Here is a 13,176-nt window from a genome sequence, read left to right as displayed (position 1 = left end):
CACCGCCGGGGGCCGATTCGGGTGTGTCAACTCGCGTAGCGCTGCCCCGTTTTGCCGTTCCCCGTCACCCAATGGACACGTGCAAGCCCTCGACAGCACTACATGTTCATGCCACTCTCCCGTTTGCCGCCTTCGCTCAACCCGCGTAGATCCCCGCGCAGATGGGAACCCCACATGCTGGCGACACACATACGCCACCGGCGCTGGAAGTCAGTTGCGCTGACGACGGCCGCCGTCCTGGTCGGCCTCACCACCCCCACCCTGACGGCGACTTCGGCCGCCGCCACGACGACCGACTACGACTCGACGTACTACAAGAACGCGATCGGCAAGACCGGCGCGAGCCTGAAGTCGTCCCTGCACACGATCATCAGCAGCCAGACCAAGATCTCGTACTCCGCGGTCTGGAACGCGCTGAAGGTCACCGACCAGGACCCGAACAACAGCAACAACGTGATCCTGCTGTACAGCGGCGTCTCCCGCAGCAAGTCCCTCAACGGCGGTGACGTCGGCGACTGGAACCGCGAGCACACCTGGGCCAAGTCGCACGGCGACTTCGGCGAGGCGACCGGCCCCGGCACCGACCTGCACCACCTGCGCCCGGCCGACGTCCAGGTCAACAGCATCCGCGGGAACCTGGACTTCGACAACGGCGGCAGCACCGTCACGAACGGCGGCGGCAGCAAGGTCGACTCCGACTCCTTCGAGCCGCGCGCCGCCGACAAGGGCGACGTGGCCCGCATGATCCTCTACATGGCCGTGCGCTACGACGGCGGCGACGGCTTCGCCGACCTGGAGCCCAACGAGAAGGTCGGCAACGGCAGCAACCCGTACATGGGCAAACTCTCCGTCCTCAAGGCGTGGAACGAGCAGGACCCGCCGAGCGCCTTCGAGGAGAAGCGCAACCAGGCCATCTACGACACCTACCAGCACAACCGCAACCCGTTCATCGACCACCCGGAGTGGGTCGAGGCGATCTGGTAGCCGACCGGGCCCCGCTCGGTCCCCGTGGACGCGCCAGGGGCCTCATTCGGCCCCGGCGCGTTCATTCACCACCTGTGCAGCCGAGTTACCTGCGCCGATCCGGTGCCGTTGACCCGGCCATGAAGAAGATCAGCGCGCTCGCCGCGCTCACCATGGCAGCCCTCGTACTCGCCGCCCCGGCCCACGCCGACGACGGCGACCGGGGCCGCATCAGCATCGCCGGCTACTCCGGTTTCGGCCTCTGCAAGGAGACACTCGCGCTCGTCCCATGGGCCCTGCCGCTGACGGGCCCCGCCGTGGACGACGCCTGCCACAACCGCGACCACGACGAGATGCACGACCGGGCCGCCGCGCCTGCCCTCACGCCGTGAGGTGAGTCGGCTCGAACATCCGCAGCACCGCCGGGAGTACGACCACCGAAGGGCCGGGCTCGGACAGGGCCTTGGTCAGGTCGGCCTCCAGGGTCTCCGGGGTCGTGCGGACCCCGGGGACGCCGAAGGACTCGGCCAGGGCGACATAGTCCGGCCGGGTCAGTTCGGTGGCCGTCGCCTCGCCGAAGGCGTCGTTCATGTACTCGCGCAGGATGCCGTAGCCGCCGTCGTCGACGATGAGCCAGGTGACGTTCAGGTCGTACTGGCGGGCCGTCGCGAGCTCGGCGATCGAGTACAGCGCGCCTCCGTCGCCGGACACCGCGAGGACCGGGCGGGTCGGATCGGCCACCGCACCGCCGAGCGCCGCCGGGAAGCCGTAGCCGAGGCCGCCGGCGCCCTGGGCGGAGTGCAGGTGGTTGGGGCCCTTGGCGTCGAAGGCCGACCAGGCCCAGTAGGCCAGGATCGTCATGTCCCAGAAGGACGGGGAGTCGGCGGGCAGGGCGCGGCGCACGGACGCCAGCACCTGCCGCTCCAGGGTGAGTTCCTGGGCGTCGATGCGCTCGGCGACCTTGGCCAGGACCGTCGCCACCCGCTCGGGCGCCGTGGGATCCGTGCGCTCGGACACCGTCTCCAGCAGGGCCTGCAACGCGAGGCGGGCGTCCGCGTGGATACCGAGGGCCGGGTGGTTGGACTCCAGCTTGCCGAGGTCGGCCTCGATCTGCACGACCCGGCCGCGCGGCTTGAACGTGTGGTAGTTCGAGGAGAGTTCACCGAGCCCCGAGCCGACGACGAGGAGGACGTCGGCGTCCTCCAGGAAGTCCGTGGTGTGCCGGTCCTCGATCCACGACTGGAGCGAGAGCGGGTGGTTCCAGGGGAACGCCCCCTTGCCGCCGGGGGTGGTCACCACCGGCGCCTGGATCAGCTCCGCGAGCTGCCGCAGCTTGCCGCTCGCGTCGGCCCGTACCACTCCCCCGCCCGCGATGATCGCCGGGCGGGCCGCGTTCGACAGCAGGTCGGCGGCCACCGCGGTCAGTTCGGGGCGCGGCGGCAGCTCCTCCGGGAACGCGTCGCCGCCCGTCACCACCGGGATCGACGTCTCGGCCAGCAGCACGTCCTGCGGGATCTCCACCCACACCGGGCCGTGCGGGGCCGTCAGCGCCGACTTCCAGGCCGCCTCGATCGCGGACGGGATCTGGGACTGGGTGCGGACGGTGTGCACCGACTTCACCACGCCACGGAACGAGGCCGCCTGGTCGGGGAGTTCGTGCAGATAGCCGTGCCGGCCGCCGCCCAGGCCCGCCGTGGGGATCTGGCTGCTGATCGCCAGCACCGGCGCGGAGGCCGCGGCCGCCTCCTGGAGCGCGGCCAGCGAGGTGAGCGCGCCAGGGCCGGTCGACAGCAGCAGCGGGGCCGCCTCGCCGGTCAGCCGGCCGTACGCGTCCGCCGCGAACCCGGCGTTGTTCTCCACGCGCAGACCGATGTAGCGCAGATCGCTGCGGCGCAGGGCGTCGAACATGCCGAGGGCGTGCTGGCCGGGGAGGCCGAAGACCGTCGTCGTGCCGAGCGCCGCCAGCGTCTCCACGACCAGGTCCCCGCCGTTGCGGCCGGGTGGAGGGTTCAGCGCTGCCTCCGTCTGGGCGGCGGTGGGGCGGAGTACCAGGTCGTGGTCGTGAGTCACTTCGCGCGGGCCTCTGCAATCTGGCGGGACATGATCGTGGTCAGTTCGTACGCGGTGTGCGAGGCCGCCACCGACGTGATCTCGGCGTGGTCGTACGCCGGGGCCACCTCGACGACGTCCGCCGACACCAGGTTGCAGGATGCCAGGCCCCGCAGGATCTCCAGCAGTTCGCGGGAGGTCATGCCGCCGGCCTCGGGGGTGCCGGTGCCGGGCGCGTGGGCCGGGTCGAGGCAGTCGATGTCGATGGAGATGTACAGCGGACGGTCGCCGATGCGCTGGCGCAACTGGTCGGCGACCTCGTCGGCGCCGCGGCGGTAGATGTCCGCCGAGGTGACGATGCCGAAGCCCATCTTCTCGTCGTCGGTGAGGTCCTGCTTGCCGTACAGCGGGCCGCGGGTGCCGACGTGGGAGAGCGCCTCGGTGTCGAGGATGCCCTCCTCCACCGCGCGCCGGAACGGCGTGCCGTGGGTGTACTCGGCGCCGAAGTACGTGTCCCAGGTGTCGAGGTGGGCGTCGAAGTGCAGCAGCGCGACCGGGCCGTGCTTCTTGGCGACCGAGCGCAGCAGCGGCAGCGCGATGGTGTGGTCGCCGCCGAGCGTCATCATGCGGGCGCCGGTGCCGAGGAGGTCGTCGGCGGCGGCCTCGATCGTCTCGACGGCCTCGTTGATGTTGAACGGGTTCGCGGCGATGTCACCGGCGTCCGCGACCTGGGCGAGCGCGAACGGGGACGCGTCCTGCGCCGGGTTGTACGGGCGCAGCAGCCGGGACGCCTCGCGGATGGCGTTGCCGCCGAAGCGGGCGCCCGGCCGGTACGAGACGCCCGAGTCGAACGGCACGCCGACCACGGCGACGTCGGCGCGGCCGACCTCGTCGAGGCGCGGGAGCCGGGCGAAGGTCGCGGGTCCGGCGTACCGCGGGATGCGGGAGGAGTCGACGGGGCCGCGGGGCGTCTCGTAGCTGCTCATGTGGAAATGCCTTCTTTCCTACGCTTCATCGCGTATGCGGGATATCTACCTACGACTCTACTGGTGAGCCGGTACCGGTTCGGACACGAGTTCGGGGTCCCGCCCGGCCAGGCGCTCACGCCAGGCGGCGAGTACGGCCGCGTCGGTCGGCTTCGTCATCAGGGAGACGACGAGGTACGCGGCGAGGGAGGCCAGCAGGCCGTAGTACACGGGCTCGTTGGCCAGGATGCCGTGGGTCGCCATCAGGGTGATCACCGCGACGCCGCCGACCACGACCGAGGCGAGCGCGCCCTGCGCGGTGCCGCGCCGCCACAGCAGCCCGCCGAGGATCGGCACGAGCAGTCCGCCGACCAGCAGGTTGTAGGCGACGGTCAGCGCCTCGACGACGTTGTTCAGCGCGATGGCCGTACCGATCACGGCGAGGCCCATGATGAGGATGAACACGCGGTTGCCCTTGACCTCGTCGTGCGCCTCCCCGTCCGGGCGGACCACGCCGCGCAGCCGGGACCAGATGTCGTTGTTGGCGACGGTCGCGCAGGCGATCAGCGCGCCGGAGGAGGTGGACATCACCGCGGCGAGGGCGGCGGCGAGCACCAGGCCCCGCACGCCCATGGGCAGTTCGTCCTTGACGATGGTCGCGAAGGCGTCGTCCGGGCTGCCGAGCTTGGGGTAGAGCACCTTGGCCGCGGTGCCGATGACGGCGCCGGCGAGGGCGTAGGCGAGGCAGTAGGTGCCGGCGACGGTGCCGCCCCACTTCGCCGTCTTGTCGCTGCGGGCCGTGAACACCCGCTGCCAGATGTCCTGCCCGATCAGCATGCCGAAGGTGTAGATCAGGACGTAGGTGAAGATCGTCTCGCCGCCGATGCCCAGCGGGTCGAAGTACTCGGTCGGCAGCTTCGCCTTCATCTCGCTGAACCCGCCGGCCTTGACGACGGCGATGGGCAGGAGCAGCAGGAGCACGCCGATCGTCTTGACGACGAACTGCACCATGTCGGTGAGGGTGATCGACCACATGCCGCCGAGCGTGGAGTAGGCGACGACGATGGAGCCGCCGAGGATGATCGCGACGGTGCGGTTCATGTCGAAGAGGACGTCGAAGATCGTGGCGTACGCGATGGTCGACGTGACGGCGAGCATGAGGGTGTACGCCCACATGACGAGGCCGGAGATGACGCCGGCCCGGCCGCCGTAGCGCAGGTCGAGCATCTCGGAGACGGTGTAGACCTTCAGCCGGGCTATGCGGGCGGAGAAGAAGACGCTCAGCGCGAGCAGGCCGAGGCCGATGGTGAACACCATCCAGGCGCCGGAGAGCCCGTACTGGTAGCCGAGGCCCACGCCGCCGATGGTGGACGCGCCGCCGAGGACGATCGCCGCCATGGTGCCGGAGTACATCGTCGGGCCGAGCCGGCGGCCGGCGACCAGGAACTCGCTCTTGGACTTGGCGCGGCGCATGCCCCACCAGCCCATGGCCAGCATGCCGGCCAGATAGACGACGATGACGGTGTAGTCGACGGCCATGGTGGGGCCTCCTTCACGAACATTCCGGTGGCGTGTCGTGCGTATGGGGGGTGGGGACGGTCGGCAGCGGCTCGCGGGGACATCCGCCCGTACCCGCGGCTGCCGGACTGGAACGACAGTAGGTGGCCGGAAAGTGACTGCGAAGTGTACGTTTCATCCATCCGAGACTGCGCGAGTGTAGGAAACGTCCCATGCCGGATCCCGCTGTCCCGCCCACCCCACCCGTAGCGCTGTCGGCGCTCCTCGCCCGTGAGGATCTGGGCCTGCGCCAGATCGCCGGCCCGCAGGACACGAACACGGTGATCCACTGGGCGCACACTTCCGAGATGGCCGATCCGTACCCCTATCTGCTGGGCGGCGAGCTGCTGCTGTCGGCCGGGGTGCACATCCCGGAGGCTGCGCGGTCGGGGAGCTTGGGGGATTACTTCGACGACTACGTCTCGCGGATCGTCGCGGCGGGCGGCGCCGCCCTCGGCTTCGGCCTCGCCCCGGTGCACGACACGGTGCCGCGCGCCCTGGTGGAAGCCTGCGACACCTACGGACTGCCCCTCCTGGAGGTCCCGCCGCAGACCACCTTCTCCGGCGTGGCCCGCGCGGTCTGGCAGCTCATGGCCCAGGCCCGGCACGCCGAACTGCGCCGGGTGACGGAGGCCCAGCAGAGCCTGGCGGCCGCGGCCTCCCGCCCGGACCCGGTGCGTGCCGTGCTGCGGCAACTGGCCCAGCGGATAGGGGGTTGGGCTGTGCTGTACGGGCCGGAGGGGGCGGAGAGCGCCTCGGCGGGACGCGCGCCGGACGGGCAGGGGCCGGAAGCCGCGTCCGCCGGGCGGGCGGCCGAAGCCACGGCTGCCGGGCGGGCGGCCGAAATCGCGGCTGCCGGGCGCGAGCCGGGGGACGTGGTGCGCGGGGCGCTGGCCGAGCTCGCGGCCGTAGTACGCCCCTCCGGCCCCGGGACACCCACCTCCGCCACCGACACCGCCGCCGGCACCCACCTCGCCGCCTACGCCCTCGGCGCGGGCCAGGGCTTCGTCCTCGGGGTCGCCGCCCCGCACCGGGACACCGGCGACCACACCATCGCCTCCGTGGCGGCGGTGCTGCTCTCCCTCCTCACCGGCGAGCACCAGAGCGGCTCCGGCGCGGCCCGCTCCTCCGCGCTCGTGCGGCTGCTGCTGGGCGCCGAGCCGGAGGCGGTGGCCCCGCTGCTGGGCAGCGGCGGCTGGCTCGTGGTGCACGGCAGCCCCGACGCCCAGCCCTGCGACCCCGTGGCGGCCGCCGCACTGGGCGCCGCCCTCGGCTCCCCGCTGGTCGACCTGGCCCGGGACGTCGTACGCGTCCTCGTCCCGGCCGACCGCGAACCCGCCCCGCAGCCCGGCTGGACCCTGGGCGTCAGCGCCCCCGCGACCGCGCGGGACTGGCCGGCCGCCGACACCCAGGCGGCCCGCGCCCTGTCCCGCGCGCGGGCCACCCGGGCGGCCCTGCACCGGCACGGCACCCACCGCCCCGCCCTCACCGACCTGCTCTCCCCCGGCGAGGCCGAGGCCCACGCCCGCGCACTGCTCGCGCCCCTCACCCCGCCCCTCGCCGAGACGCTGCGCACCTGGCTCTCGCTGCACGGCAGCTGGGACCGCACGGCCGTGGCCCTCGCCGTGCACCGCAACACCGTCCGCCAGCGCATCGCCCGCTGCGCGGCACTGCTCGGCACGGACCTGGACGACCCGGACGTACGAATGGAGCTGTGGTTCGCCCTGCGGCACGGCGAGCGGTGATCCACACAGTGACCCGCGTCGCACGCACCCCGGACGCGGCCGTTCCCGTAGTTGTCTGCCTCACAATGGGAACCATGCCGATACCCGGGACACCCAGCCGCGCCGAGCTCGTCGACCACCTCGTCAGAACCCGTATCGCGGGCGACGTCGCCACTCCCCGCGAGAACAACCTCTCCCACTACCGCAAGCTGGCGAACGGCGACCGCCACTACTGGCTCGGCCTGGAGCTCGGTGAACGCTGGACGGACGAGCAGGACGTGCTCGCGGTGATGGCGGAGCGCGTCGGCGTGAACGACGACGCCGAGCACCGGCACGGCCAGGACACCATCGACCCCGAGCTGACCGTGGCCGCGCTGGAGCGCATGGCGGCCCGGCTGCGCAAGGCCGCGGACGGCGGCCAGCGCGTCCTGTTCGCGACCGGCCACCCGGGCGGCCTGCTGGACGTCCACCGCGCGACGGCCGACGCGCTGCGCGGTGCCGGCTGCGAGATCGTCGTCATCCCCGAGGGCCTGCAGACCGACGAGGGCTACGTCATGCAGTTCGCGGACGTCGCGGTCCTCGAACACGGCGCCACCCTCTGGCACACCCATTCCGGGGCACCGATGAAGGCCATCCTCACCGGACTGGAGCGCGAGGGACGCCCGCTGCCGGACCTCGTCGTGGCCGACCACGGCTGGGCGGGCTACGCCGGCCAGCACGGCGTCGACTCCGTCGGCTACGCGGACTGCAACGACCCGGCGCTGTTCCTCGCGGAGTCGGAGGGCACGGTGCAGGTCGTGGTGCCGCTGGACGACCACGTCGTCAGCCCGCGCCACTACGACCCGATGACCACCTATCTGCTGCGCGAGGCCGGCCTGGTCGAGTAGGGGATTGTACCGGCCCACGTTGAAATCTCGGCGAACGCTGCCGGATTTCTTCGTGGAGGTCGCGTCCCTGCACACATCCCCCTGAGACACGTCTCTGTCTGTTCAACCGGAAACAGAAGTGACGGAGTTTCTCAGGGGAACGGATGTTGCTGATGCGCGGATTTGATACTGGACCTACGACTCTGTTGCGGGCGTCGGGCGCGATACGCGTGCCCTCGCAGCCGCTCCCCCCGCCGGCCGAGACGGCGCCCGCCCGGGAGGGCCGCCGGCTGTATGTCGTCGACGGCGTCCGGCTGCTCGCCGCGCTGCTGGTGGCGGTGCACCACTACACGGGCACCGACCGGCTCGACCGGCCCGGCAACCCCGTCTGGGACCGTCCGGTGTCCGAGATCATGCCCACGGTGTTCCGCTTCTCCGCCTACGGCTGGATCGGCGTCGAGATCTTCTTCGTCATCAGCGGCTTCGTGATCTGCATGTCGTGCTGGGGCCGCACCCCGCGGCAGTTCTTCGTCTCCCGCGTCATCCGGCTCTATCCGGCGTACTGGTTCGCCGTCGTCTTCACCACGGCCGTCGTCGTGGCCCTGCCGGGGGTGTGGGAGCGCCTGCGGATGCGGGACGTCCTGCTCAACCTCACGATGCTCCAGTCCGGTTCGGCCTCGCCGCACGTCGACGGCGTCTACTGGACCCTTTGGACGGAGCTGCGGTTCTACCTGCTCTTCCTCGTGGTCGTCGCCATGGGGCTCACCTACCGCAGGGTCGTGGTGTTCTGCTGCGTCTGGGGCACCGCCGCGATGCTCGCGCCGATCTCCGAGCTGCGCCTGATGATCCTGATCGTGAACCCGGTCGCGGCCTGGTTCTTCATCGCCGGTCTGGTGCTCTACCTGATGTACCGCTTCGGCCAGGACCTGCTGCTGTGGGGCATGCTGACCATGTCGTGGCTGATGGCGCAGGTGGAGCTCGGGCGCCGGATCGAATCGGTCGAGCATGTCTCGGGCTGGCGCGGCAGCGCGCTGATCTACACGGCGTTCCTGCTGTTCATGGTCGCCGTCGCGCTCGGCCGCACGGACCGGATCCGCTGGAAGTGGCTGGTCACCGCCGGGGCGCTGACGTATCCGCTGTATCTGACGCACTACCTCGCCGGCACGGTGCTGATCAACCGGCTGCGGGACACGATGGACCCTCGGCTGCTGGTAGCCGTGGTGATCACGGTGTTCCTGGTGCTGAGCTGGCTGGTGCACCGGTGCGTGGAGCGTCCGGCGGCCCTGCTGCTGAAGCGGGGCCTGGACACGTCGTTCGCCCGGCTGCGGAATGCGGCGCGGGCATGAGGTGCCGGGGCCCGGCGGGCCCCGGCGCTCAGCGCGGGACGCGGACCACGCCCTCCTGGATCACGGACACCGCGAGCCGCCCGTCCTGCGTGTAGATCCGCGCCTGGCCGAGCCCGCGCCCGCCGAACGCCGACGGCGACTCCTGGTCGTACAGCAGCCACTCGTCGGCCCGGAAGGGCCGGTGGAACCACATCGCGTGGTCCAGCGAGGCTCCGACCACGTCCCCGACCGCCCAGCCGCCCCGGCCGTGCGCGAGCAGGACGGAGTCGAGGAGGGTCATGTCGGAGACGTACGTGGCGAGCACGACGTGCAGGAGCGGGTCGTCGGCGAGCTTGCCGTTGGTGCGGAACCAGACCTGGGAGTGCGGCTCGCGCGGCTCGCCGAACTTCCCGTACGGCGGCTCTTCGACATAGCGCAGGTCGACCGCCTGGCGTGCCTCCAGGAACCGCTCGACGACCGCCGCATCGAGGTGGTCGTAGCCGCGCAGGCGCTCCTCGGAGGTGGGCAGCGACTCCGGGTCGGGCGAGGGGGGCATCGGGGTCTGGTGGTCCAGGCCCTCCTCGTACGTCTGGAAGGACGCCGACAGCGCGAAGATCGGCTTGCCGTGCTGGACGGCGACCACGCGGCGGGTGGTGAAGGAGCGGCCGTCGCGCATCCGGTCGACGTTGTAGACGATGGGCGCGCCCGGGTCCCCCATGCGCAGGAAGTACGCGTGCAGGGAGTGGGCGGGCCGGTCCGCGGGCACCGTGCGGCCGGCGGCGACGAGCGCCTGGGCCGCGACCTGACCGCCGAAGACGCGCGGGACGACGGCGGAGCGGGACTGGCCGCGGAAGATGTCCTCCTCGATCTGCTCCAGGTCGAGCAGATCGAGGAGGTCCTGAAGTGCCTCGTTCATGGCACCTTTTCTACTGGCAGGGGATGTCAGGAGCCTTACAGGCCCATGTCCTTCGCGATGATCGACTTCATGATCTCGCTGGTGCCGCCGTAGATGCGGTTGACGCGGTTGTCCGCGTACAGGCGAGCGATCGGGTACTCGTTCATGAAGCCGTAGCCGCCGTGCAGCTGGAGGCAGCGGTCGATCACGCGGTGGGCGACCTCGGTGCAGAAGAGCTTCGCGGAGGCGGCCTCGGCGGGGGTCAGCTCGCCGGCGTCCAGTGCCTCCAGGGCGCGGTCGGCGACGGCCTCGGCCGCGTCCACCTCGGCCTGGCAGGCGGCCAGCTCGAACTTGGTGTTCTGGAAGGCGGCGACGGGCTTGCCGAAGACGGTGCGCTCGGTGACGTACTGCTGGGCGAACCGCACGGCGGCCTTGGCCTGGGCGTAGGCCCCGAAGGCGATGCCCCAGCGCTCGGAGGCCAGGTTGTGGCCGAGGTAGTAGAAGCCCTTGTTCTCCTCGCCGAGGAGGTCCTCGACGGGCACCTTGACGTCGACGAAGGCGAGCTCGGCGGTGTCGGAGGTGCGCAGGCCCAGCTTGTCCAGCTTGCGGCCGATGGAGTAGCCCTCGGACTTGGTGTCCACGGCGAACAGGGAGATGCCGTGGCGGCGGTCCTCGGCGCTGGGGGCGTCGGTGCGGGCGCAGACGATCACGCGGTCGGCGTGCACGCCACCGGTGATGAAGGTCTTGGAGCCGTTGAGGACGTAGTGCGTGCCGTCCTCGGAGAGCTTGGCGGTGGTCTTCATGCCGGCGAGGTCGGAGCCGGTGCCCGGCTCGGTCATCGCGAGCGCCCACATCTCCTCGCCGGAGACGAACTTCGGCAGGAAGCGCTTCTTCTGCTCGTCGCTGGCGAGCATCTTGATGTACGGCAGGCCGAGCAGCACGTGCACGCCGGAGCCGCCGAACTGCACACCGGCGCGGGCGGTCTCCTCGTACATCACCGCCTCGAACTTGTACGAGTCGATGCCGGCGCCGCCGAACTCCTCGTCGACGCGGATGCCGAAGACGCCCAGCTCGGCGAGCTTGTAGTAGAAGTCGCGGGGCGCTTGGCCCGCCGCGAACCACTCGTCGTAGACCGGCACGACCTCGGCCTCGATGAAGGCGCGGATGGTCTCCCGGAACGCCTCGTGATCCTCGTTGAACACCGTACGGCGCACCGCCGCCACCCTTCTCTGCGCCTAGACCGGCGCCGCTCTCGCGTACCTGGTTGCTCGCCGTAGGGGTTGCTCGATTGATGGCCGCGATCCCATGGCTAAGCGCTTGCTCACTCACCGTACCGGCGAGTATCCACAGGCGTCCAGAGGTCAAGGTCAGTAACGCTCGTCACGCTCCAGGGCTCGCCTCCCGGAACCCGACCCGGCCGTCCGCCGCCGCGTCCCGCGCCCCGCGCGCAGCAGCCGTGCGGCCACGAAGGCCAGGGCCGCGACCGCCACGGCCGCCAGGATCACCTTGGAGTAGAGGCCGACCACGTCGGTGACCTCGTGCCAGCGCGCGCCCAGGGCGTAGCCGCCGGCGATGAAGGCGGTGTTCCAGATGAGGCTGCCGGCCGCGGTGAGGGCGAGGAAGACCGGCAGCCGCATGCGTTCGACGCCGGCCGGTATCGAGATCAGGCTGCGGAAGATGGGCACGAAGCGGCCGAAGAAGACGGCCTTGGTGCCGTGCCGGACGAACCACGCCTCGGTCCGCTCCACGTCCGCGACCTTCACCAGCGGCAGCCGGGCCGCCGCCGCGATCACCCGGTCCCGCCCGAAGAGCGCGCCGAGCAGATACAGCGCCAGCGCGCCCACCACCGAACCCGCGGTCGTCCAAGCGATCGCGGCGAACACGTCCATCCGGCCCTGGCTCGCGGTGAACCCCGCCAGCGGCAGGATCACCTCGCTCGGCAGCGGCGGGAAGAGGTTCTCCAGGGCGATGGCCAGTCCGGCACCCGGACCGCCCAGCGTCTCCATGAGGTCGGCGGCCCAGCCGGCCACTCCACCGACCGGCGCCTCGGCCTCAGCAGCAAAGATCATGCCGCCACTTTACGAAGTCTTGACCTAAAGGCGGCATGAGGAAGGGCGCACGCCCTCCCGGCTCACTCCGCCCCGGCCGCCCCGAACGCCCCCCGTGCCATCCGGTGCAGCAGCACCGCCGTGACGCCCCGGCCCGGGAGCGCCCCGGGCCGGCCCAGGTGCGGTGTCGAGTTGAGCAGGCCGAAGACCGAGTGCACGGCGGAGCGGGCCGTCGGTTCGGTCAGGCCCGGGTAGACCTCGCGGACCACCTCGACCCACAGCTCGACGTACTGCCGCTGGAGCTGGCGCACGAGCTTGCGGTCGCTGTCGCGCAGGCGGTCCAGCTCTCGGTCGTGCAGGGTGATCAGGGGGCGGTCGTCGAGGGCGAAGTCGATGTGGCCCTCGATGAGGGAGTCGAGGACCGCCTCGGCCGGCACCCCGTCGGCCTCCGCGAGGCGCCGCTTCGCGCCCGTCAGCAGCTGACCGCTGATGCCGACCAGCAGCTCGGCGAGCATCGCGTCCTTGCCGGCGAAGTGCCGGTAGAGACCGGGGCCGCTGATGCCCACGGCGGCGCCTATCTCGTCGACTCCGACGCCATGGAACCCGCGCTCGGCGAAGAGCCGCGCGGCCTCCTTGAGGATCTGTTCGCGGCGGGTGGGGGCGTCGGTTCTGGTGGCCATGCGAGCAATTCTAGACAGGGAGGTTAGCGGTCGTTAACCTGAAGGAAATGGTTAACGCTCATTAACCAGTCGCTCATGAACAGTCGATCACTGGGTGAGGGGAC

12 protein-coding genes are annotated in these 13,176 nt (G+C 71.1%); 5 read left to right on the top strand and 7 right to left on the bottom strand.

Annotated features, from left to right (window positions below; all coding sequences use genetic code 11):
• Window positions 1–174 precede the first annotated feature (174 nt).
• Both CP983_RS27515 and CP983_RS27510 read left to right on the top strand, forming a co-directional pair.
• Complete coding sequence (locus CP983_RS27515; RefSeq protein WP_150502437.1) at window positions 175–984, top strand: endonuclease I family protein; 810 nt, start codon at window positions 175–177, stop codon at window positions 982–984.
• A 119-nt stretch (window positions 985–1,103) separates the two neighbouring features.
• Window positions 1,104–1,355, top strand: coding sequence for a hypothetical protein (locus CP983_RS27510; RefSeq protein WP_107905545.1), 252 nt, complete (start codon window positions 1,104–1,106; stop codon window positions 1,353–1,355).
• On the opposite strand, the gene CP983_RS27505 is transcribed toward CP983_RS27510, so the two are convergent.
• The 3 genes from CP983_RS27505 to CP983_RS27495 are packed head-to-tail and all read right to left on the bottom strand — an operon-like array spanning window position 1,345 to window position 5,516.
• On the bottom strand, window positions 1,345–3,033 hold the full coding sequence (locus CP983_RS27505; RefSeq protein ID WP_150502435.1) for a thiamine pyrophosphate-binding protein: 1,689 nt from the start codon (window positions 3,031–3,033) through the stop codon (window positions 1,345–1,347). The genes CP983_RS27510 and CP983_RS27505 overlap by 11 nt on opposite strands.
• Window positions 3,030–3,998 (bottom strand): agmatinase, encoded by a 969-nt coding sequence (speB, locus tag CP983_RS27500; protein ID WP_107905547.1) that lies wholly within the window; start codon window positions 3,996–3,998, stop codon window positions 3,030–3,032. The genes CP983_RS27505 and speB overlap by 4 nt, the downstream gene beginning before the upstream one ends.
• A gap of 57 nt (window positions 3,999–4,055) precedes the next feature.
• Complete coding sequence (locus CP983_RS27495; RefSeq protein ID WP_125529451.1) at window positions 4,056–5,516, bottom strand: sodium:solute symporter family protein; 1,461 nt, start codon at window positions 5,514–5,516, stop codon at window positions 4,056–4,058.
• Window positions 5,517–5,707: 191 nt separating this feature from the next.
• On the opposite strand from CP983_RS27495, the gene CP983_RS27490 reads away from it, so the two are divergent.
• From CP983_RS27490 to CP983_RS27480, 3 genes are all read left to right on the top strand, one after another.
• Window positions 5,708–7,279 (top strand): helix-turn-helix domain-containing protein, encoded by a 1,572-nt coding sequence (locus CP983_RS27490; RefSeq protein ID WP_150502433.1) that lies wholly within the window; start codon window positions 5,708–5,710, stop codon window positions 7,277–7,279.
• Window positions 7,280–7,353: 74 nt separating this feature from the next.
• Window positions 7,354–8,145: a phosphatase gene (locus tag CP983_RS27485; RefSeq protein WP_125528432.1), complete on the top strand. Its 792-nt coding sequence runs from the start codon at window positions 7,354–7,356 to the stop codon at window positions 8,143–8,145.
• Window positions 8,146–8,354: 209 nt separating this feature from the next.
• Window positions 8,355–9,470, top strand: coding sequence for an acyltransferase family protein (locus CP983_RS27480; RefSeq protein ID WP_229915020.1), 1,116 nt, complete (start codon window positions 8,355–8,357; stop codon window positions 9,468–9,470).
• Window positions 9,471–9,498: 28 nt separating this feature from the next.
• On the opposite strand, the gene CP983_RS27475 is transcribed toward CP983_RS27480, so the two are convergent.
• The 4 genes from CP983_RS27475 to CP983_RS27460 all read right to left on the bottom strand — a co-directional run bounded on the left by CP983_RS27475 (window position 9,499) and on the right by CP983_RS27460 (window position 13,072).
• Window positions 9,499–10,365 (bottom strand): acyl-CoA thioesterase, encoded by an 867-nt coding sequence (locus CP983_RS27475; RefSeq protein WP_125528433.1) that lies wholly within the window; start codon window positions 10,363–10,365, stop codon window positions 9,499–9,501.
• Between the two features lie 35 nt (window positions 10,366–10,400).
• Entirely contained in the window at window positions 10,401–11,558 is a 1,158-nt protein-coding gene (locus CP983_RS27470; RefSeq protein ID WP_107906225.1) for an acyl-CoA dehydrogenase family protein, read from the bottom strand.
• Between the two features lie 153 nt (window positions 11,559–11,711).
• Complete coding sequence (locus tag CP983_RS27465) at window positions 11,712–12,413, bottom strand: DedA family protein (RefSeq protein ID WP_125528434.1); 702 nt, start codon at window positions 12,411–12,413, stop codon at window positions 11,712–11,714.
• Window positions 12,414–12,475: 62 nt separating this feature from the next.
• Entirely contained in the window at window positions 12,476–13,072 is a 597-nt protein-coding gene (locus tag CP983_RS27460) for an SACE_7040 family transcriptional regulator (protein WP_030954494.1), read from the bottom strand.
• Between the last annotated feature and the right edge of the window lie 104 nt (window positions 13,073–13,176).

Source organism: Streptomyces chartreusis (assembly GCF_008704715.1).
GTDB classification, from domain to species: domain Bacteria; phylum Actinomycetota; class Actinomycetes; order Streptomycetales; family Streptomycetaceae; genus Streptomyces; species Streptomyces chartreusis.
This window is presented reverse-complemented; position numbering and strand designations above follow the sequence as displayed.